Origin of the sequence: Streptomyces sediminimaris, assembly GCF_047049295.1 — a bacterium.
Taxonomy (GTDB): Bacteria; Actinomycetota; Actinomycetes; order Streptomycetales; family Streptomycetaceae; genus Streptomyces; species Streptomyces sediminimaris.
Genome location: NZ_JBJWOT010000001.1, coordinates 4,206,423 through 4,223,251 on the forward strand (window position 1 = coordinate 4,206,423; position 16,829 = coordinate 4,223,251).

Below are 16,829 nucleotides of genomic sequence, written 5' to 3' on the forward strand. Positions count from 1 at the left end.
TGACACTTCGGTCCCAGCTGATGGTTGACAGTGGCCGTGTTCGGCTTTTCCTCTGTGCGCGTCGTTGCGGCGTGTGTGGGGAGGCCGGGATTGGCGCTGGTGGAGTTGTCGGTTGTCGAGCAGAGATACCGGGCTGTGCTTGCGGTGCTGGCGGGTGCGACGGTGACGGAGGTCGCCGCTCAGCTTGGGGTGTCCCGGCAGACGGTCAGCGGCTGGAAGTCGAGGTATGAGGCTTCAGGGCTGGCCGGGTTGGCGGACCGTTCCCGCAGGCCGGCCTCGTGTCCGCATCAGGCATCTGCCGAGGTCGAAGCGGCCGTGTGCGAGCTGCGGCGCAAGCACCCGAAGTGGGGTCCGCGGCGGATCGCTCATGTCCTGGAGCGGTCCGGGACGGTCACGCCGGTGCCGTCGCGGATGACGGTGTATCGGGTCCTGGTCCGTCACGGGCTGGTGGAGCCGGGGGTGCGGCGTCGGAAGCGGTCGGATTACAAGCGCTGGCAGCGGGACCGTCCGATGCAGTTGTGGCAGATGGACATCGTCGGCGGGGTGATGCTGGTCAACCCGGTCACCGGCGAGCTGTCAGAGGCGAAGGTCGTGACCGGTGTGGACGATCACTCTCGGTACTGCGTGATCGCGTCGGTGGTCGAGCGGGCGACGGGGCGGGCGGTCTGTTCGGCGTTCGCCCGGGCCTTGCAGAGGTTCGGGGTGCCGGAGGAGGTGCTGACCGACAACGGCAAGCAGTTCACCGACCGGTTCGGGCAGGGCGGTGAGGTGTTGTTCGACCGGATCTGCCGGGAGAACGGGATCGCGCATCGGCTGACCCAGCCGGCGTCGCCGACCACGACGGGCAAGGTGGAGCGGTTCCATCAGACACTGCGGCGTGAACTCCTGGACGACTGTGGCGCGTTCGAGAGCATCGGGGCGGCTCAGGTAGCACTGGATCGTTGGGTGGAGGAGTACAACTCCTCGCGGCCGCATCAGGCGCTGGACATGCAGTCTCCAGCAGGGCGGTTCGTCCCGGTTGCCGAGCAGGAGCGGGACGTCCTGGGCCTGAAGCTCCCTGGAGTGCTGGCGCTGGTGCCGCAGCAGCGGACACCCCCAGCGGACCCGGACCCGGACCCGGACCCGGCCCCGGTGCCGGGGCCGGCTCGGGCTGAAGCCTGCGAGGCTCTGGCCGTCCTGCCTGAGGTGGTCCCGGCAGCGGTGCCGGTGGAGTCCGGTGGGCCGGTGGAGCTCGAGCGGGTGGTGCCTGCGAGTGGGAATCTGCAGGTCGCGGGCAAGCAGTTCTGGCTGGGTCCGGCCCGCTCGGGGCTGACGGTGACGTTCTGGGCCGACACGCAGGTGATCCATCTGCTGATCGCGGGGGCGCGGATCAAGACCGTGCGGTCGCACCTGTCGGTGGCGGATCTGGGCCGGCTGGCGGCCCGGGGCGGACGTCCGGCGGGGCCGGCCCCGCTTCCGGGCGGTGACGGGGCGGCGTTCGAGGTGGACCGGGTGGTGAACAACAGTGGCCTGGTCGGTCTGGGCGGGCGCCAGGTGCTGGCGGCGGAGATCCTGGGCGGCCGCCAGGTCGGCATCCGCATCGACGGCGAGACGCTGTCGTTCTTCGACCTCACCTCACGGGAGCTGCTGCGGGTGCGGCCCAACCCGCTGACCAGCGAGGAAGTCCGCAGGCTGCGGGGCCTGCGTCCGGCCGGACCGCCGCCGCGTCCGGGCGTCGAGCCCGTGCGGGTCCAGCGGCGGGTCAGCGCGGTCGGCACGGTCATGGTCTGCCGCCAGGTCGTCTCCCTCGGCCGCCCCTACGCAGGCCGGACCATCACCGTGCACGTGGCGGAATCGACCCTCACAGTCGAGCTGGACGGCCAGGTCCGCGTCATCCAACGCACCACCGACATACCCGTCCGCCACGTGAAGGCGAACAAGCCCCACAAGGTTTCCGATGTTGTCTAGGCCCACCGTCAAGCAACAGCTGGGACCAGAACGTCAAACATCACCTGGGACTAGACACGGTCGCGTGGGGCTTGAAGTCGTATGCGCAGGCTGGAAGTTCGCCCCCTTGACGGTGTGCGAGCGGAAGGAAGAGCACGGGGCGGATCGTCCAGGCGATGCGAGTGCTGGCCTGGGTGACTGAGACCTCGCACGGCTCCGCGCGCATGAGTGCTGTCCTCGTTGCTACGCGGCCGTCGTACAACCACGCCCATGCCTCCTGGGAGGCATCAGCATCGAGTGCCGGTGACAGGGTGCGGAGTGCTACCGCGATCCATCGGTCTGCCTGGGCAGCACTGTAGGCGTCGAAGGAGGCTCGAAGTGCCGGCCGCGTCTCGTCGGCGGCGAGGTCTTCGGTCCAGCACTCGCACCAGTAGCCCCGCCGTGGCTTGTCCATCAGCATGGGTGGCCTCCCCGGCGCTGGCCCGCGAAGAGCTCCGCGGTGACCGTGTGGCCGTTGTCGCCGTCGTAGACCACGACCCGGTGTGCGATGACGCTGACCATGCCCAGACCCCGGCCGTTCTCCGCCTCCGCCTCCTGGTCCTGGTCCTGGTGCTCGGCCTTCGGGGCTGTGCCCGTACCTCCCTCGTCTGTGACCGACAGGGCGATCACCTGTGGCGATACCGCCACGGCTAGGTAGAAGCTGCCGCGTTCCCGTCCGCTGGCCGTGTGCAGGATCGCGTTCGCGCTCAGTTCGCTCACGATCAGTTCGGCGTCCTCCGCTAAGGGCGAGCCGCGCAGGATGTCGCGGGTCCAGCGGCGGGCTCGGCTGACCTCTTCCGGAAATCCTGGGCAAGAGAGGCCCCAGACCCGGGCTGTACTCGTATACTCGTGCATACAAGTTCCTTCATGCTGGTAGGCCGCCATGTGCAGCGGGTTCGGGCTAGACGAGTTTCACGCCGTCGTGGGCGCGAATGGCCGGCGGGGACGCCGCGTCGAGTGCGTCCAGGACGCGGATCGCGTATGCCTCGTCGGCAAGGTCGGAGACTTCTTCACGGGTGGCCCAGCGCAGGGCGCGGGTCTCGTCGCCGGTCGTGGGCACGCCGTCGGCGGCCTCGCAGCGGAAGACGAGCGAGACGATCAGGCCCGTCATGTTCTTGTAGACGCCGGTCAGGGTCGCAGGAAGTGCGATCTTGATGCCGGTCTCTTCGAGGACTTCGCGCTGAAGGGCCTCGGGGATGGTCTCCTCGGGTTCGAGGACGCCGCCCGGTGGCTCCCACTTGCCGTTGTCGCGGCGCTGGATCAGGAGGGCCCGGTTCTGGGCGTCGACGATCACTCCGGCAACGCTCACGGAGTGCGGACGGTCGGTGCTCACGTTCCTCGGCCCTCTCGGCTGGCTAGGCTCTCCACCGTAGCAACAAGACTCGCCCACACGTCTAGATACCTAAAGGAGTATGCGCGTGAGCCCTCTTCCTTCCGGCCTCCTCGGCGACCTGGACCCCACGAGCGATCGTGCGGTCTTCCGGCAGATCGCCGACCAGCTGCGCGAGGCCATCGACCGTGGGCGATTCCGTGAGGGCGACAAGCTGCCCTCGGAAGCCGACCTTGTCGATCACTACGGGGTATCCCGTATGACGGTTCGCAACTCCTTCTCCATCCTTCAGGGGGAAGGGCTCGTGCACGCCGAGCACGGCAAGGGTGTCTTCGTCCGGCCCCGGCCGCCCGTGCGGCGCCTTGCCTCCGACCGGTTCGCCAGGCGGCACCGGGAGCAGGGCAAGTCCGCCTTCATCGTGGAGGCCGACGCCGCCGGCAGTCACCCGCAGGTCGACTCGCTTGAGGTCAAGGAGGAGAAGGCCAGTCCCGACGTCTCCGCCCGGCTCGGGTCCGTGCGGCGGGTGCTGGCCCGGCGGCGGCGGTATCTGCTGGATGGGCGGCCGGTCGAGTTCGCCACCTCCTTCCTGCCTCTCGACATCGCGCGCGGCACGCAGATCGCCGAGCCCAACCCCGGGCCTGGCGGTATCTACGCCCGCCTCGAAGAACTGGGCCACCGTCTCGACCACTTTGAGGAGGAGATCCGCGCCCGGATGCCCTCGCCCGCCGAGGTGAAGACCCTCCGGCTGGCCTCCGGTGTGCCGGTCATCCACCTCGTCCGGACCGCCTTCGACGGTGAGGGTCGGGCCGTTGAAGTCTGCGACACGGTGATGGCGGCTGACGCATACGTGCTGTCGTACCAGCTTCCGGCGACCTGATCGTCATGGTTTGCGGTGGTGCGCGGGGGCGATTCCCGGACTCGTACACCCCAACACGCTTACTCGTATAGACGAGTGGGCAAGTTGTGATGCATAGTGGTCCACGCGTTCCCGGCATCGGGTTCGCAGGACGCTACATGTATAGACGAGTAGATAGGGGAAGTTCCTTGCGTACCATCCGTGTTGAGACCTCGGCCGCGACGATCCTGCTGACCGAGGCTCCCGAGAAGAAGGTCCGCGACCGGCAGACCGGCGAGATCGCCAAGGACGCCGTCAGCGGGGAAGCACTCATGACGATCGGCGTCGTCCACATCGAGGACGGCGAGTCGTCGCTGTTCAAGGTCACCCTCCCGGAGAGCGGGGTGTCCGAGGGGCTGGCGCTGGGATCGCCGGTCTCGCTGCCGGGGCTGGTCGCCCGGCCGTGGGAGAGCGTGTTCAACGGGCAGCAGCGGCACGGGATCGCCTTCCGCGCCGCCGCTGTCACCCCGGCCGCCTTCCCGGCCGCCACCGGAACCGACACCGAGGCCGCCGCCTGATGTCCGATGTGACGACACTCCTGGAGGTGGGTGGTCCCCTCGCCGCACTCGGCGGCGGGACCGCCTACACCCGGGCCAAGCACCCGGGCGTGTACTGGTCCACGGTCGGCCTGCCGATATCGACGGCCCGGCTGCTCGGTTCGTACGGCTCGGTCATGGAGGCGTGCGGGCTGACCGTGGCGCCGTCCCGGCTGCGGATCCTCGCGGTCAGGGCCACCACTCGGCGGGAAGTACGGCCCGTTCCGCCACGCCGGGGCCTCATCCGGCCCACCTCGACCGGGCTGCGGATTCGGCTCCGGCTCGCCCCGGGCCAGGAACCCGCCGACGTCGCCGCCTCGGCCGAACGGCTCCGGCACGCCTGGGGCGTGCACGCCGTGTACGTCTCCACTATCAAGCCCGGTGTCGTCGAACTGCGGCTCATCGGCTTCGACGTCCTGCGGCGCGTACGGATGCCCCGCAAGGTCGGCGGCGGGCACCTGCGCATCCCGGTCGCACTGCGCGAGGACGCCACTCCCTTCGTCCGCGACTACCGCACCATCCCGCACCAACTCACCCTCGGCGCCACGCTGTCCGGCAAGTCCATGTACCTGCGCCACCTGATCACCGGACTCGCCCGGCAGCCGGTCGCCCTGGTCGGCATCGACTGCAAGCGGGGCGTGGAGCTGGCGCCGTTCGCGTCACGGCTCTCGGCCCTCGCTACCGACCCGGAGCAGGCAGCCGAGCTGCTGCCCGCACTCGTCCAGGAAATGGAGGACCGATACGACCTGATCAAGGCCCGGCAGGGCATCGCCCCGAGCACTCCCGAGGAGGAGATCACCTCCGACATCTGGGGCCTGCCCGAGGGCGAACGCCCCACGCCGATCGTGCTGTTCGTCGACGAGATCGCCGAACTCTTCCTCGTCGCCACGAAGAAGGACGAGGAACGGCGCGACGAGATGGTCACCCAGCTCATCCGCCTCGCCCAGCTCGGCCGCGCCGCCGGCATCTACCTGGAGGTCTGCGGCCAGCGCTTCGGCGCCGAACTCGGCAAGGGCGCCACCATGCTCCGGGCCCAGCTCACCGGCCGCGTCTGCCACCGCGTCAACGACGAAGCCTCCGCCAAAATGGCGCTCGGCGACATCGCCCCGGAAGCCGTCACGGCTGCCTGCGGCATCGCCCCCGAACGGCCCGGTCTCGCCGTCGCCGGTGACACCTCCGGCGGCTGGTCCCGCATCCGCACCCCGTACCTCTCCCTCGGCGACGCCGCCGAGATCTGCCGCACCTCCGCGCACCTGGTCCCCGAACTGGCCGCACTCAAGCCCTTCCGGCCCGAGGTGCCCGTAGGACCCATCGAGGCCCCGGTCCCGCTCGTGAAGCCGCGCCCGGTCACCGACTGATCCACCACTCACCCCGGTCGGCGTGACCGCCTCGCGCCAACTCCCTACCCCTGCCATGCCTGAACCCGGAAGGAGCCGCATCATGCGCGCCCTGCTGGCCCGTGTCGACGCGGTGCTCGTCCAGGCGCTCATTGCCGCCGCGCTGTCCTTCGCCCACCTGCACGACATCGCTGCGGCGGCCGGACAGGACGGGTGGAAAGCGTGGGCCTACCCCGTCTCGGTCGACCTGCTGCTCGTCGCCGCCTGGCGCCGACTGCGCACCGGGGGCGGCAAAGCGTCCTCCTGGTGCTGGTTCGTCATCGCCCTCACCGCGTCCCTCGGCGCCAACGTCGCCACCGCCGGACTGCTCGACCTGCATCAGGTGCCGGCCTGGCTGCGCATCCTCGTCGCGGGCTGGCCCGCCATCGCCTTCCTCGGCGGCACACTGCTCGCCCACTCCGCCCCGGCCGTGGAGCAGGGCGACGGCCCCGAACCCGCCGTCGAGGTCGTCGAGGACCGGCAGGACGCACCCGAATCCGCTCCTGAGCCACCCGCCCAACCGGCCATCGAAGCCCTGTCCGAGCGGCCGACCGTCTCGGTCCCGACCGTTCCGGTCCCGGCCGCCCTGGTCGAACACGCCCGCAAGGTCGCAGCCGAACACCACACACGTACCGGCACGCCGATCGACGCCCCAACCCTCCGCACCCGCCTCGGCGTCCCGGCTCCCATGGCCGAAGCCATCGCCGCACAGCTCTGAAGACGGGCCCCGTCGGGAGGCTCTACCGCTTCCGCAACACTCGCCGGGTTCCGACAACGGCCGAAATGATCAGTACCTCAAGGCAGCACATGGTGATCACGGTGGCCCAGGACTCGCCCACCCACCACCTTCCCCCAACACACGCGAGCCCAAGTACCAACGCGGCCGAACCGAAGGCGGCCAGCCGCCGCGCCCCTCGTGACATGCCGCTCATCTACGCACGTCCGCGCGCCCCAGACAAGCGAACCAAGGAAAGGAAACCGGCTGTGCCAGCCAACCGCCGCTTCCGCAGCGTCACCCGCATCGGCCCCGTCCAGGTCGGCACCTCCTACGACGGCCGGGGCCGGGAGAAGCACACCGCCGCCTGCACCGCCCCGCGCTGCGGCTTCTCCGCCGACTACGACAACCGCGCCGCCGCCGAACTGGCCGCCCGTACCCACCGCTGCCCCGTCCGCTGAAAGGATCCGCCGCCCCGTGACCGTCAGCCTCCCGCTCGTCTTCGTCCTCGGCTTCTTCGCCTGGGGAGCGGTCAAGTTCCTCGGCGTCCGTACCTGGGTCGTCGTCCTGATCGCCCTCTTCGGCTTCTGGCTCTCCCACACCTTCATGGCCCCGGCCATCGAGTCCGGCACGCGCTCCGGCGTGGACGTCATAAACGGCTCACATAACTAGACGAGTAGATGAGAAAGGGCTCGCCGTGCTCCTGCCCAAGTACCCCGACAGCCCGACCCCGCCGCCCGCGCACACCCACGCACCGACCGACCCGATACCCGTACGCCACTCGCTGCCGTCGGTGTCCATCGACCGCAACGCCGTGGTCGCCCTGGTCGTCGGCGGAGTCGTCCTCACCGCGCTCCTGGCCGCCGTCGCCGTCACGGCCATCTCCGTAGCCGTCGCCGCCGTCGTCCTGCGCTCCCTGCTCCGCGAACACCACCGGCACTGACCGCACTTCCGGCCGCCGGGGCGGCGCCGCATGACCAGGCATCGCCGCCCCGGGGCCGTTCCTACCGACCGAGCCAGTCAGAAGGAGAACGCCATCTTCACCCGCTCCACACCGGCCCCACTCCCGGAAGTCGCGAACCTGGCCGCCCAGGGCACGCTCCCGGGTATCCTCCGCCAGCTCTCCAGCCTCGGCGGCTGCACCCAGCCGATCCGCCTCGACGGCCACCGCACCGAGTACGGCGTCGACACCACCACCGGCGAGATCGGTGCCGTCCTCCACCACCTCGACTCCACCACCCTCCCGACCGGCCAACTCCTCGTCCGCTGCAACAACCGCCGCACCACCCGCTGCCCGGCCTGCGCCGAGGTCTACCGCCGCGACACCTTCCACCTGATCACCTCGGGCCTACGCGGCGGCAAGGGCACCCCGGAACACGTCGCCGCCCACCCCCGCGTGTTCGCCACCTTCACCGCCCCCAGCTTCGGCCCGGTCCACAACCGCCCATCCAGCGGGCGCACCTGCCGCTGCGGCGTCCCACACGACCAGGACGACGACGCACTCGGCACCCCGCTCAACCCGGACACCTACGACTACGACGCTGCCGTGCTCTGGAACGCACACGCGGGCGCACTGTGGCGGCGCTTCTCCACCTATCTCCGCCGCGAGGTCGCCAAGCGGGCGGGCCTGTCACAGCGCCGGTTCCGCGAACACGCCCGCGTCTCCTTCGCCAAGGTCGCCGAGTACCAAAAGCGCGGCGCCGTCCACTTCCACGCCGTCATCCGCATCGACGGCCCAACCGGCGGAGACACCCCGCCCCCGCCCTGGGCCACCGCCGAACTGCTCACCGACGCCATCCGCACCGCCACCGCCAAAGTCCGCGTGGACGGCCCGGCCATCGACGACCGCACCCACACCTTCACCTTCGGCCGCCAACTCGACGTCCGCACCATCCAATCCGCCGACTTCAACGACGGCCAGGAACTCACCGAACGCGCCGTCGCCGCCTACATCGCCAAGTACGCCACCAAGGGCGCCGAAACCGCCACGGGAGCTCTCGACCGCCCCCTGAAGTTCGCCGCCGAACTCGCCCAGCTCGACATCAGCGACCACGCCCGCCGTCTCGTCCGAACCGCCTGGACGCTGGGCGCCCGCAAGAGCCTCGAACACCTCCGCCTACGCGCCTGGGCCCACATGCTCGGCTTCCGCGGCCACTTCTCCACCAAGTCCCGCCGCTACTCCACCACCCTCGGCGCCCTCCGCAACGCCCGCGCCGAATGGCGCCGGGCAGAAGCCGCAGCAGCCACGGCCAACGGCCGCGAGACCGAGACGACATACGTCCTCGCCCACTGGGTCTTCGCCGGAACCGGCCTCTCGGACGCCGAAGCCTGGCTTGCCGCATCCCTCGAACCCGCCCCCGGAACCGAAGGAGAGCCGACCAAGTGACCACCGCGACGATCCAGCGCAAGTGGCACACGACGGCCGAGGTCGCCGAGATGCTCGGCTTCGGCCTCTCCAAGACGAAGGCGCTCGTGCTGAGCGGCGAAATCCGCTCCGTGAAGGTCGGCCGCAACCGGCGCATCCTCCCGGCGTGGGTCGACGAGTACGTGAACCGCTGCGCGGCCGGCACCGAGGAGTGGGCGGCATGAGCGGCAAACGCGCCAACGGCGAAGGCTCCATCTACCCGTACAAGAACGGCTTCGCGGCCTACGTCTGGGTCACCACCCCCGACGGCGAGCGGAAGCGGAAGTACGTGTACGGCAAGACCCGCGAGGACACGCACGAGAAGTGGATCAAGCTCCACAACGAAGCCACCAAGGGACCCGTTCAGACCCGCCACCGCACGGTACAAGCCTTCCTTTCCTACTGGCTCGACTCCATCGTGAAACCCAACCTCGCCCCGCTGTCGTACGTCTCGTACGAGGGCTCGGTGCGGCTCTACATCGCCCCGCACCTGGGCACGAAGCGGCTCGACAAGCTGACCGTCCGGGACGTCCGCGAATGGCTGACCAAGCTGGCCGGCATCTGCCAGTGCTGCGCTCAGGGCAAGGACGCCAAGCGGTCCAAGGACCGGCAGCGGTGCTGTGCCATCGGTGAGTGCTGTGAGGCGTACCCGTCTCGCCGAATCGTCCAGGCGGCACGCGACGCGCTACGAGCCGCGCTCACTCACGCCGTGACCGAGGAGGAGATCAGCAAGAACGTCGCCTCCCTGGTCAAGGTCCCGAAGCCTCGTCGCCGACGGATCAAGCCGTGGTCCGTCGTAGAAGCGGGCCGCTTCCTCGCCGATTCCGTGGCTCGGGAGGATCCGCTGTTCGCAGCCTGGGTGCTGGTGCTCTGCCTGGGGCTCCGCCGCGGTGAAGTCCTTGGCCTCACCTGGAAGTCGATCGACTTCGAGAGCAGTGAGCTGTACGTGGATCATCAGATCCAGCGCGCGGGTCGTCAGATCCTCCACCGGGAGACCAAGACCGAGGAGTCCGACGACTTCCTTCCGCTCCCCGAGTTCTGTCTCAAGGCGCTCCGGATGCGCCGCGCTCAGCAGACCGGCGACCAGAAAGCGGCCGGGGAGCTCTGGCAGGACACCCGCGGCCTGATCTTCACCACGAAGTACGGGACGGCCATCGAGCCGGGCAATCTCACCCGCATGTTCGCCCTGCGCGCCCGCCGCGCCGGCCTCCGGGTCATCCCGCTCCGGAACACCCGGCACACGTGCAGCTCGCTCCTGGTCGCCCTGAAGGTCCACCCCAAGGTGGCTCAGCGCATCCTCCGGCACTCGCAGATCGCCATGACGATGGAGGTCTATGCGGAAGCGAGCGAAGAAGAAGTGCGCTCAGCAGTCAGCAGGCTGTCTCAGGTGATGGGCCAGTCATGAACGCCCTGCTACGCGTCAAGCGCCCGTCGCGCAGCGGCCAGCCGCTCTCGGGACGCCTCAATCCATTCGCCCTTGAGGTCGATCGGGACGCGAACGGAAATCTGAGTGCTCGGCGCGTCGTGCACCTCGACGACGTACGGGTCCTCCGCAATGAGGGTGAGGTACGCCGTGCGCCCCTCGGCGGGCCAGTTGCCGGCGAAGACGTCATCGGGCTCGTCGGTGTCGGCAGCGCTTTCGTCGACCGCCTCCAGAAGCGCCGCCCAGTCGTCGAGATCGCCAGCGTTGAAGCCTGTCCGCACGATCGCGTTCACGAAGCCGCTTCGGATGACGATCTCGGCGTCGTAGTAGCCGTACTCCGGAGCCGGGGACAGCAGCCGGACGGCAACGCTCTGCACACCGTCGTCCAGGACGATCAAGTCGAGCGGCTCGACGCTCCCGATCAAGGATCCTCCTCCGGCTGACATCAACCGTTGCTGTACTTCGCTGCTGTACGCCCCTGAAACGCCAGAAGCCCCGGAGTGATCCGGGGCTTCTGAGCTGCGTGCACTCGGCAGGATTCGAACCTGCAACCTTCTGATCCGTAGTCAGATGCTCTATCCGTTAAGCTACGAGTGCTTGTTCTGTTTTTCGCCGATCCTGGTCCTTTGGGCCCGCTCGCGGCGACAGGAAGAACATTACATGACTGCCGCCGCCATGTGAAATCCGTTTGCCGTACCCCTTGTGACCTGCGGAAAGGGCCGTGCAGGCGACTGCGGGAACAGCGAAGCCCCGGTCCGTGGACCGGGGCTTCGGTGATCATGTCGATCAGGGGCGGAGGCGGAGGGATTTGAACCCTCGATGGGCTTTAAGACCCAAACCGCATTAGCAGTGTGTTGGGGTTCGTCTGACGGCGACGGACCCCGACCGCCCCAGACGCTCCGCCGCAGATCACAGCAGATGCGCCATCCGACGGTGTTGGTCCCCGCCGGAACGCCCCTTGGCCTCTTGGTGCCATCGGCGTGCCATCTGTGCCGACCGCCTACGCGTGCACCCTGTTCACTCGGGAGCGACCGCCTCGGCATCTTCGCCGTCGCCGGCCTTCACGATGCGGCGCACCTGCTGGCGCGTATAGCCAGTGGCCTCACAGATGTCCTTCTGCGTCACGCCGTCCGCATCGGCCTGCCTGATCGCGACCGCCAGCTCCTGCCGCAGGATCTCGGCGCGCACCTCGGCCTCCCTGAAGCGTGAGGCCACCTGCGTCAGTGATCGCTTATCCATGGCACATAGTGTTCCATCCATCGTCATGGAACCTGATGTTACGCAAACTTGCTTCGTTGTCTAGCGTCAGAGCGCTTGACGACGGAACATTATGTTCCCTAAGGTTGAGTTGTTGGCAGGGAAGCCAGCCGACAACGCAAGCAGCCCCCGCCGGTGTTGGAGCACCGGGCGAGGGCCTACGGAACCACCTGCAGCAACAGGGAGAACCGATGCTCAACCTTCTCACGTCGCCCCGCGCCACCCGTACGGTGCGCAGCCTGATCGGCGCGCTCGTCGAGTCGGCCGCCGACGCCATCCGCTCCATCGCCCCCGAGGCGCCCGCCGACGTCGAGCCCGTCGAGGCCCCCGACCCCGCCGACATCTACAGCGCCGACGAGATGCCCGAAACCGCCACCATCGAGGCCGCCGCCCGCGAGTACGAGCGCGCCGCCGACCAGGCCCGCCGCGCCGACCGCGGCAAGCGAGCCGCCCGCAAGGTCCTCGACAAGCTGCCCGCCGGCATCTACGGCACGTGGCGCATCTTCCGCACCCCGTCCTCCAGGCAGACCCCGGACCTCGCCGCCATCACCGCCACCTACAAGCGCCTCGGCCTCGGCCCGGTGCCGATGAAGCCGTGCGCGCCGTCGCTGAAGGTCGAACTCGTCGACACCACCCCGGCCGGCATCGAGACCCTGGCGGAGGTGGCTGCCTGATGAGCACCAACCCCGTCACCAGCGTCGTCACCCCGGCCGCGCCGCGCCCCGCCCTCGACGGTCTCCTCGCCGTGCTGCCCGCCGCGGTCGACGCGGCCATGCGGAAGACGCTCCCGCACCACTACACGCCCGAACTGGCCCGGCAGACCGCCGCCGACACGGCCGCCCGCCTCACCCACGCCCACACCGGGGGTGCCCGATGAGGAACCGCCCCATCATCGACCCCATCGCCGACGCCCTCATCAACCGGCGCATCATCGAGCAGCACCCCCGGCTGCAGCCGGTCCTCTCCCGCCCGACCACCACCTGTGTGTACGACGGCCGGCCCTCGGTCGAGGTCCTCACCGGCCCCCTCGGACAGCGGTACGGACACTGCGCCGACTGCGCCCGAGCCACCAGGGAACTCACCGCGACCTGGCCCTCCCTGCCGCCGCACACCTGGGCGTTCACGAACCGCGCGACCGGCCGGCCGGTGACCGTCACCTGCCTGCCCGGCTGCACCACCGACCACGACCGCGACACGGTGACCCCCACCTTCCCCGGGGACATCACCTGCTCCACACAGTCCAACGAGGACGCCGTGACGCTGCCGGTCGACGCCGAGGGCGACCCCATCGACGCCCGCGTCCTCAACGCGTTCCTCGAGGTCCGCCCGTTCTCGGACACGGTCGCCGAGACCCTGCCGTACGCGGTGATCGAGCTGGTCGATCAGCACTACGTCGACCGCCTCGACCCGGACGCCCTCGCGACCGTCATCAACGTCCTCGCCGAACGGGTCGCCGAGCTGCGGCGCGTCCACGCGGAACTGGTCCGGTCCCGCGCCGTATACGCGGCCTCCGCCGGCCAGGACATGGAGGCGTCGTCGTGACCTTCCGCACCGCCCACGTGCAGGCGCCCACCACCCCGGTGGGCGCCCTGCCCGGCCCGGTCGCCAACCTGCTCGCCGCGATCCACGCCGCCCTCGACGTGCCGCTCGCGGACCGGCCGGTCGACGACAAGCAGCGCGCCGACCTCCTCACCCAACGGGCCACCGACACCCGCGTCCTCGTCGAGCTCTGCCTCACGCACGGGGACCTGACCCGTACCGCGATGCGGCTGCGCGAGTGGACCGCCCAGCACCCCGTGCGGTACGCGACGTGGCAGGCCCGCACCGAGCAGGCCACAGCCGAGGAGACGCAGCTACTGGACGCCGAGCCAGACGTACCCTCCTCCACCGCTGGAGGAGGCTGGAAGCGGCCCGGACAGCTCTCCTCCAGCCCTGGAGGAGAGCAGCGCTGCCCGGCCGCTCATCCCGAGGACCCGACGCCGTGCGTCGGCCCGGTCGTCGTAACCGTGCTGGACGCCGCGAACGCCGGCGCCAACGGTTGCGAGCACCACGGCGCCCGCCTCCTCGCCTCCCTCGACGGCGGCCGCGTCTACGCCCTGCCCGACGCCCCCGACGGCGCAGCCATCCGCGTCTTCAAGGCTGCCGACACCATCCGCCCGTTCCCGTGGATGACGGACGCCCCGCGCACCCGGCCGGAGCAGCTCAGCCGCGCCGAGGCCCGCCAGCGAGGTGAGGGCCAGTGACCACGGGCACCGTCACCCTGGGCGCCTACGACGGCGACCCGATCCCGCTCGACGTAGCCGCCGAACTCACCATGGCCGCCCGCGTCCTCGACGAGACCGCCGCCGCCGACATCCACGACACCGCCGACATGATCCGGTCCGCTGTGGCCCTGCGTATGCGGCTGCGGGGCCTGGCCGCCGCGATGGAGGCCGAACGGGGTGAAGGCCAGTGAGCACGCCGAGCACCGTCACGCTGCAGACCAGCGACCACGGCCCGGTCACCATCCCCGAGCCCGCCTGGTGTACCGGGCATACCGACCACCAGCCCGACACCTACCGCGTCGAGATCGGCCACAAAGGCCCCGAGCACCTGCTCCGCCACCACGGCGAGGTGCTGTTCACCGCGTTCCTCGCGCAAGCCCCGTTCGCGCCCCCCGGCGAGCCCAGCACGATCGGCCTGTACATCGAGCAGGGCGACTACGCCCACACCCTCACCCCCCTCAGCGTGTACGACCTCGCTGCCACGTTCGAGGCGCACGCCGACCAGCTCCGCGACCTCGCCGACCAGCTGGCCGCGCTCCACGCCGGAGACGGCCAGTGAAGCGGCACGCCGCCGTACGCCGGCCGACCGAGCACGCCGCCATCCGCGCGGCCTGCCGGTCGGCCCGGCCCCTCCCGTCTGTCCGCCCTGATGGCCGCGCTGCTCGAAGCGAACGAGCGCCGCGACCGCGAGGCCGTCACCCTGTGCGCGCACCGCGTCGTGCGCGCCGCCGAACTACAGGTAGGCGAAGCATGAACCCCATTCGGAAAGCAGCCCCCTGGGTGCTGCCCAGCATCCTCACCGCCGTCGCCGTCGTGTGGGCCGTCGCCGCGATCGGCGGCATCCTCACCGCGACCGCACACCCCGCGTTCGCGTACTCCGTCGCCGTCCTCTACGACGCCGTCTGGCTGTACGGGCTCGCCATGGAGACCGCCCACCGCCGGCAGGGCTCCAGCGCCCGCCTCCCCCAGGTCATCGGCTGGGTGTTCCTGCCGCTGACCGTCGCGATCCTCGTCACGCACGGGCTCCTCGTCGGCGACGTCCTCGCCGCGATCGTCGGCGGCCTGGTCCCCGTCCTCGCCAAGATGACCTTGGTGATGGCCATCGACCGGGACCGCACCCGGATCAGTACCCGCGCGCAGGCCGCCATCGACCGGGCCCGCGCCGTCACCCGTGACCGCATCGCCGTATCCCGCGCCGTCGCGCAGGCCCGCGCCGACGAAACGAAGGCCGCCGCCGACATCGTGAAGCGGTCGAGGAAGGCCGAGGCGGACGCCGCGGTGACCACCTTCGAGGCGTACGAGACGTACGCCGAGACCCTCGACCAGCACCCCGTGCCGGACTGGCACACCGACCTTCCCGCCCTGGTCTCCGACCGCGAGTTGGAGGCCCTCCTCGCCGGGGGCGTGCCGGACGACGAACCCGCAGATGGCGCGGGGGGTTCCGCCCTCCCCGGCACGGTCGTCGGTCACGTTTCCGGCACGCCCCCGCTGGAGGGTCCGCGGGAGGCGAACAGTCGGGCCGTCGCCCTGCTGGCCGTCGAGCTGTACGCCACCGACCCGCCGCCGTCGAAGCGGAAGTTCCGGGAGGCGATGCGGGCGGAGATGAACGCGCGCGGCCTGACCGGCGGCTGGGACGTCATCGACGCCCTGTACGACCGTGAGAAGGCCCTCGCTGAGGGTGGGGAGTGATCGCCGTGAAGTGGCTGCTCCTCGGCGTCGTCCTCGGCGTCCTGCTGCTGTACCCGGCCCTGCTCGCGGTCGTCGTCGCCGTCGCCGCGGTGATCCTGTCCAAGCCCGTCCTGGTGGCGTTTGGTCTCGGCCTGGCGGCCGGCCTGCGCTCGACCCGCCTGCGGAGGTGGACGCGATGACCGAGCCGTCGCCGCTGGAGAAGGCCGAGCAGGCGGCGCGGGAGGCCGCCGCGAACACCGACGTCGCGCGGATTGTCGCCGCCGTCCTGGCCACGCAGCAGGCCGCGCAGCCCCAGCCCGCCCCGCCGCCGGCCGCTCCGGCACCTCGGCGGATGCCCGCGATCCCGGCCAGCTACGTCGTCCTCGGGATCGTCGGCGCGGGTGCGCTCACCGGGCTCGCCATGGCGGCCGCCGTGCTGGCCGTGGCCGTCGCCGTCGGCGGGGTCTGCGTCACGGTCTGCTTGTTGGTCCTGCGCTCCATGTGGCAGGACGTCAGGAAGGGCCGCTGACATGGGGATTTTCCGCAGGGCAGAGACCGCGGCCGACGACAACGACCGTACCCGCCGCCTCCTCGATGCCGGAGACGTCGCGTTCGAGACCGAACACTCCGACTTCGCGCACGTCGTGATGGACGGCCTGATCAGCGACGTGATCACCGACCCGTACCCGCCTACCGGACACAGCTACCCGCGCCGCCGCTGAAAAGAGGAACCCATGGCCGATGACCTGCACTTCCGCGACTTCACCGGCGGAGAGAAAGCCCAACTGGTCCTCCTGCACGCCCGCATGGCCAAGCGCGGGATGGCCGGCCCCGACGTCGACCTGAGCGACCTGCAGAACAAGGTCCGCCGCATCGAGCAGCGGGCCGAGCGCCGCAAGAAGAACGGCAAGAAGTAGCGCCGCCACGGGGCGGCCGCCACCGACCAAAGCAGTCGGCCGCCCCGTGCACCCGATCAACCTGTGAAGCGACCGGAGA

Annotated in this window: 27 protein-coding genes and 1 tRNA gene; 22 read left to right on the plus strand and 6 right to left on the minus strand. The window is 70.1% G+C overall.

The features are described 5' to 3' along the window. Nucleotides 1-105 precede the first annotated feature (105 nt). Nucleotides 106-1,947, plus strand: coding sequence for an IS481 family transposase (locus ACJ9NR_RS19470; RefSeq protein WP_412494098.1), 1,842 nt, complete (start codon nucleotides 106-108; stop codon nucleotides 1,945-1,947). A 40-nt stretch (nucleotides 1,948-1,987) separates the two neighbouring features. Here the strand turns inward: ACJ9NR_RS19470 and ACJ9NR_RS19475 are convergent, their stop codons facing one another. From ACJ9NR_RS19475 to ACJ9NR_RS19485, 3 genes are read right to left on the minus strand one after another with little or no spacing between them, the layout of a single operon-like run. Further along, nucleotides 1,988-2,386: a hypothetical protein gene (locus ACJ9NR_RS19475; protein WP_412493845.1), complete on the minus strand. Its 399-nt coding sequence runs from the start codon at nucleotides 2,384-2,386 to the stop codon at nucleotides 1,988-1,990. Continuing rightward, entirely contained in the window at nucleotides 2,380-2,820 is a 441-nt protein-coding gene (locus ACJ9NR_RS19480; RefSeq protein WP_412493846.1) for an ATP-binding protein, read from the minus strand. Before ACJ9NR_RS19480 ends, ACJ9NR_RS19475 begins: the two co-directional genes overlap by 7 nt. Before the next feature lie 46 nt (nucleotides 2,821-2,866). Then, a complete protein-coding gene (locus tag ACJ9NR_RS19485; RefSeq protein ID WP_242710167.1) occupies nucleotides 2,867-3,274 on the minus strand; it encodes an NUDIX hydrolase in 408 nt (135 codons plus the stop codon). A gap of 109 nt (nucleotides 3,275-3,383) precedes the next feature. Here ACJ9NR_RS19485 and ACJ9NR_RS19490 point away from each other — a divergent pair, with 109 nt between their 5' ends. The 10 genes from ACJ9NR_RS19490 (at nucleotide 3,384) to ACJ9NR_RS19535 (ending at nucleotide 10,626) form a co-directional block, all read left to right on the plus strand. Then, complete coding sequence (locus ACJ9NR_RS19490) at nucleotides 3,384-4,172, plus strand: GntR family transcriptional regulator (protein WP_412493847.1); 789 nt, start codon at nucleotides 3,384-3,386, stop codon at nucleotides 4,170-4,172. Nucleotides 4,173-4,339: 167 nt separating this feature from the next. After that, on the plus strand, nucleotides 4,340-4,708 hold the full coding sequence (locus ACJ9NR_RS19495; RefSeq protein WP_412493848.1) for an SCO3933 family regulatory protein: 369 nt from the start codon (nucleotides 4,340-4,342) through the stop codon (nucleotides 4,706-4,708). Then, nucleotides 4,708-6,084 (plus strand): FtsK/SpoIIIE domain-containing protein, encoded by a 1,377-nt coding sequence (locus ACJ9NR_RS19500; protein WP_412493849.1) that lies wholly within the window; start codon nucleotides 4,708-4,710, stop codon nucleotides 6,082-6,084. Before ACJ9NR_RS19495 ends, ACJ9NR_RS19500 begins: the two co-directional genes overlap by 1 nt. Before the next feature lie 82 nt (nucleotides 6,085-6,166). After that, nucleotides 6,167-6,820, plus strand: coding sequence for a DUF2637 domain-containing protein (locus ACJ9NR_RS19505; protein ID WP_412493850.1), 654 nt, complete (start codon nucleotides 6,167-6,169; stop codon nucleotides 6,818-6,820). Between the two features lie 266 nt (nucleotides 6,821-7,086). Next, complete coding sequence (locus tag ACJ9NR_RS19510) at nucleotides 7,087-7,278, plus strand: mobile element transfer protein (RefSeq protein WP_412493851.1); 192 nt, start codon at nucleotides 7,087-7,089, stop codon at nucleotides 7,276-7,278. 16 nt (nucleotides 7,279-7,294) lie between these two features. Next, a complete protein-coding gene (locus tag ACJ9NR_RS19515) occupies nucleotides 7,295-7,489 on the plus strand; it encodes a hypothetical protein (RefSeq protein ID WP_389294896.1) in 195 nt (64 codons plus the stop codon). A gap of 25 nt (nucleotides 7,490-7,514) precedes the next feature. After that, nucleotides 7,515-7,760 carry a SpdD protein gene (locus ACJ9NR_RS19520; protein ID WP_412493852.1) on the plus strand — a complete coding sequence of 82 codons (246 nt, stop codon included), beginning with the start codon at nucleotides 7,515-7,517 and terminating at the stop codon, nucleotides 7,758-7,760. A 138-nt stretch (nucleotides 7,761-7,898) separates the two neighbouring features. Beyond that, complete coding sequence (locus ACJ9NR_RS19525; RefSeq protein ID WP_412494099.1) at nucleotides 7,899-9,203, plus strand: replication initiator; 1,305 nt, start codon at nucleotides 7,899-7,901, stop codon at nucleotides 9,201-9,203. Then, nucleotides 9,200-9,406, plus strand: a complete 207-nt coding sequence (locus tag ACJ9NR_RS19530) for a helix-turn-helix domain-containing protein (protein ID WP_412493853.1) — start codon at nucleotides 9,200-9,202, stop codon at nucleotides 9,404-9,406. The genes ACJ9NR_RS19525 and ACJ9NR_RS19530 overlap by 4 nt, the downstream gene beginning before the upstream one ends. Continuing rightward, nucleotides 9,403-10,626, plus strand: coding sequence for a tyrosine-type recombinase/integrase (locus ACJ9NR_RS19535; protein WP_412493854.1), 1,224 nt, complete (start codon nucleotides 9,403-9,405; stop codon nucleotides 10,624-10,626). Before ACJ9NR_RS19530 ends, ACJ9NR_RS19535 begins: the two co-directional genes overlap by 4 nt. Nucleotides 10,627-10,634: 8 nt before the next feature. Here the strand turns inward: ACJ9NR_RS19535 and ACJ9NR_RS19540 are convergent, their stop codons facing one another. The 3 genes from ACJ9NR_RS19540 to ACJ9NR_RS19550 all read right to left on the minus strand — a co-directional run bounded on the left by ACJ9NR_RS19540 (nucleotide 10,635) and on the right by ACJ9NR_RS19550 (nucleotide 11,910). Then, nucleotides 10,635-11,069, minus strand: a complete 435-nt coding sequence (locus ACJ9NR_RS19540) for a DUF5959 family protein (RefSeq protein ID WP_412493855.1) — start codon at nucleotides 11,067-11,069, stop codon at nucleotides 10,635-10,637. 99 nt (nucleotides 11,070-11,168) lie between these two features. After that, nucleotides 11,169-11,241: transfer RNA gene (locus tag ACJ9NR_RS19545), tRNA-Arg, on the minus strand. A 420-nt stretch (nucleotides 11,242-11,661) separates the two neighbouring features. Beyond that, nucleotides 11,662-11,910 carry a MarR family transcriptional regulator gene (locus ACJ9NR_RS19550; protein WP_412493856.1) on the minus strand — a complete coding sequence of 83 codons (249 nt, stop codon included), beginning with the start codon at nucleotides 11,908-11,910 and terminating at the stop codon, nucleotides 11,662-11,664. A 182-nt stretch (nucleotides 11,911-12,092) separates the two neighbouring features. On the opposite strand from ACJ9NR_RS19550, the gene ACJ9NR_RS19555 reads away from it, so the two are divergent. From ACJ9NR_RS19555 to ACJ9NR_RS19605, 11 genes are all read left to right on the plus strand, one after another. After that, nucleotides 12,093-12,575, plus strand: coding sequence for a hypothetical protein (locus tag ACJ9NR_RS19555; protein ID WP_412493857.1), 483 nt, complete (start codon nucleotides 12,093-12,095; stop codon nucleotides 12,573-12,575). Next, nucleotides 12,575-12,778 carry a hypothetical protein gene (locus tag ACJ9NR_RS19560; RefSeq protein WP_412493858.1) on the plus strand — a complete coding sequence of 68 codons (204 nt, stop codon included), beginning with the start codon at nucleotides 12,575-12,577 and terminating at the stop codon, nucleotides 12,776-12,778. Before ACJ9NR_RS19555 ends, ACJ9NR_RS19560 begins: the two co-directional genes overlap by 1 nt. After that, complete coding sequence (locus ACJ9NR_RS19565; protein WP_412493859.1) at nucleotides 12,775-13,443, plus strand: DUF6907 domain-containing protein; 669 nt, start codon at nucleotides 12,775-12,777, stop codon at nucleotides 13,441-13,443. The genes ACJ9NR_RS19560 and ACJ9NR_RS19565 overlap by 4 nt, the downstream gene beginning before the upstream one ends. Next, nucleotides 13,440-14,144 (plus strand): hypothetical protein, encoded by a 705-nt coding sequence (locus ACJ9NR_RS19570; RefSeq protein ID WP_412493860.1) that lies wholly within the window; start codon nucleotides 13,440-13,442, stop codon nucleotides 14,142-14,144. Before ACJ9NR_RS19565 ends, ACJ9NR_RS19570 begins: the two co-directional genes overlap by 4 nt. Beyond that, nucleotides 14,141-14,356 (plus strand): hypothetical protein, encoded by a 216-nt coding sequence (locus tag ACJ9NR_RS19575; RefSeq protein ID WP_412493861.1) that lies wholly within the window; start codon nucleotides 14,141-14,143, stop codon nucleotides 14,354-14,356. The genes ACJ9NR_RS19570 and ACJ9NR_RS19575 overlap by 4 nt, the downstream gene beginning before the upstream one ends. Next, nucleotides 14,353-14,724: a DUF6907 domain-containing protein gene (locus ACJ9NR_RS19580; protein ID WP_412493862.1), complete on the plus strand. Its 372-nt coding sequence runs from the start codon at nucleotides 14,353-14,355 to the stop codon at nucleotides 14,722-14,724. The genes ACJ9NR_RS19575 and ACJ9NR_RS19580 overlap by 4 nt, the downstream gene beginning before the upstream one ends. Before the next feature lie 191 nt (nucleotides 14,725-14,915). Continuing rightward, nucleotides 14,916-15,854: a hypothetical protein gene (locus ACJ9NR_RS19585; protein WP_412493863.1), complete on the plus strand. Its 939-nt coding sequence runs from the start codon at nucleotides 14,916-14,918 to the stop codon at nucleotides 15,852-15,854. Between the two features lie 5 nt (nucleotides 15,855-15,859). Then, the gene (locus tag ACJ9NR_RS19590; RefSeq protein ID WP_412493864.1) at nucleotides 15,860-16,033 is read left to right on the plus strand and encodes a hypothetical protein; all 174 of its coding nucleotides are present in this window, start codon (nucleotides 15,860-15,862) and stop codon (nucleotides 16,031-16,033) included. Further along, complete coding sequence (locus tag ACJ9NR_RS19595; protein WP_412493865.1) at nucleotides 16,030-16,362, plus strand: hypothetical protein; 333 nt, start codon at nucleotides 16,030-16,032, stop codon at nucleotides 16,360-16,362. The genes ACJ9NR_RS19590 and ACJ9NR_RS19595 overlap by 4 nt, the downstream gene beginning before the upstream one ends. A 1-nt stretch (nucleotide 16,363) precedes the next feature. After that, entirely contained in the window at nucleotides 16,364-16,555 is a 192-nt protein-coding gene (locus ACJ9NR_RS19600) for a hypothetical protein (RefSeq protein WP_412493866.1), read from the plus strand. A 12-nt stretch (nucleotides 16,556-16,567) separates the two neighbouring features. Next, nucleotides 16,568-16,750 carry a DUF6257 family protein gene (locus ACJ9NR_RS19605; RefSeq protein WP_412493867.1) on the plus strand — a complete coding sequence of 61 codons (183 nt, stop codon included), beginning with the start codon at nucleotides 16,568-16,570 and terminating at the stop codon, nucleotides 16,748-16,750. Nucleotides 16,751-16,829: the final 79 nt, after the last annotated feature.

What these genes read in the sequence shown, in the direction of transcription:
- ACJ9NR_RS19475 (WP_412493845.1), bottom strand. Translation starts at nt 2,386, where the DNA reads ATGCTGATGGACAAGCCACGGCGGGGCTACTGGTGCGAGTGCTGGACC.
- ACJ9NR_RS19480 (WP_412493846.1), bottom strand. Translation starts at nt 2,820, where the DNA reads ATGCACGAGTATACGAGTACAGCCCGGGTCTGGGGCCTCTCTTGCCCA.
- ACJ9NR_RS19500 (WP_412493849.1), top strand. Translation starts at nt 4,708, where the DNA reads ATGTCCGATGTGACGACACTCCTGGAGGTGGGTGGTCCCCTCGCCGCA.
- ACJ9NR_RS19505 (WP_412493850.1), top strand. Translation starts at nt 6,167, where the DNA reads ATGCGCGCCCTGCTGGCCCGTGTCGACGCGGTGCTCGTCCAGGCGCTC.
- ACJ9NR_RS19535 (WP_412493854.1), top strand. Translation starts at nt 9,403, where the DNA reads ATGAGCGGCAAACGCGCCAACGGCGAAGGCTCCATCTACCCGTACAAG.
- ACJ9NR_RS19550 (WP_412493856.1), bottom strand. Translation starts at nt 11,910, where the DNA reads ATGACGATGGATGGAACACTATGTGCCATGGATAAGCGATCACTGACG.
- ACJ9NR_RS19555 (WP_412493857.1), top strand. Translation starts at nt 12,093, where the DNA reads ATGCTCAACCTTCTCACGTCGCCCCGCGCCACCCGTACGGTGCGCAGC.
- ACJ9NR_RS19560 (WP_412493858.1), top strand. Translation starts at nt 12,575, where the DNA reads ATGAGCACCAACCCCGTCACCAGCGTCGTCACCCCGGCCGCGCCGCGC.
- ACJ9NR_RS19565 (WP_412493859.1), top strand. Translation starts at nt 12,775, where the DNA reads ATGAGGAACCGCCCCATCATCGACCCCATCGCCGACGCCCTCATCAAC.
- ACJ9NR_RS19585 (WP_412493863.1), top strand. Translation starts at nt 14,916, where the DNA reads ATGAACCCCATTCGGAAAGCAGCCCCCTGGGTGCTGCCCAGCATCCTC.
- ACJ9NR_RS19595 (WP_412493865.1), top strand. Translation starts at nt 16,030, where the DNA reads ATGACCGAGCCGTCGCCGCTGGAGAAGGCCGAGCAGGCGGCGCGGGAG.
- ACJ9NR_RS19600 (WP_412493866.1), top strand. Translation starts at nt 16,364, where the DNA reads ATGGGGATTTTCCGCAGGGCAGAGACCGCGGCCGACGACAACGACCGT.
- ACJ9NR_RS19605 (WP_412493867.1), top strand. Translation starts at nt 16,568, where the DNA reads ATGGCCGATGACCTGCACTTCCGCGACTTCACCGGCGGAGAGAAAGCC.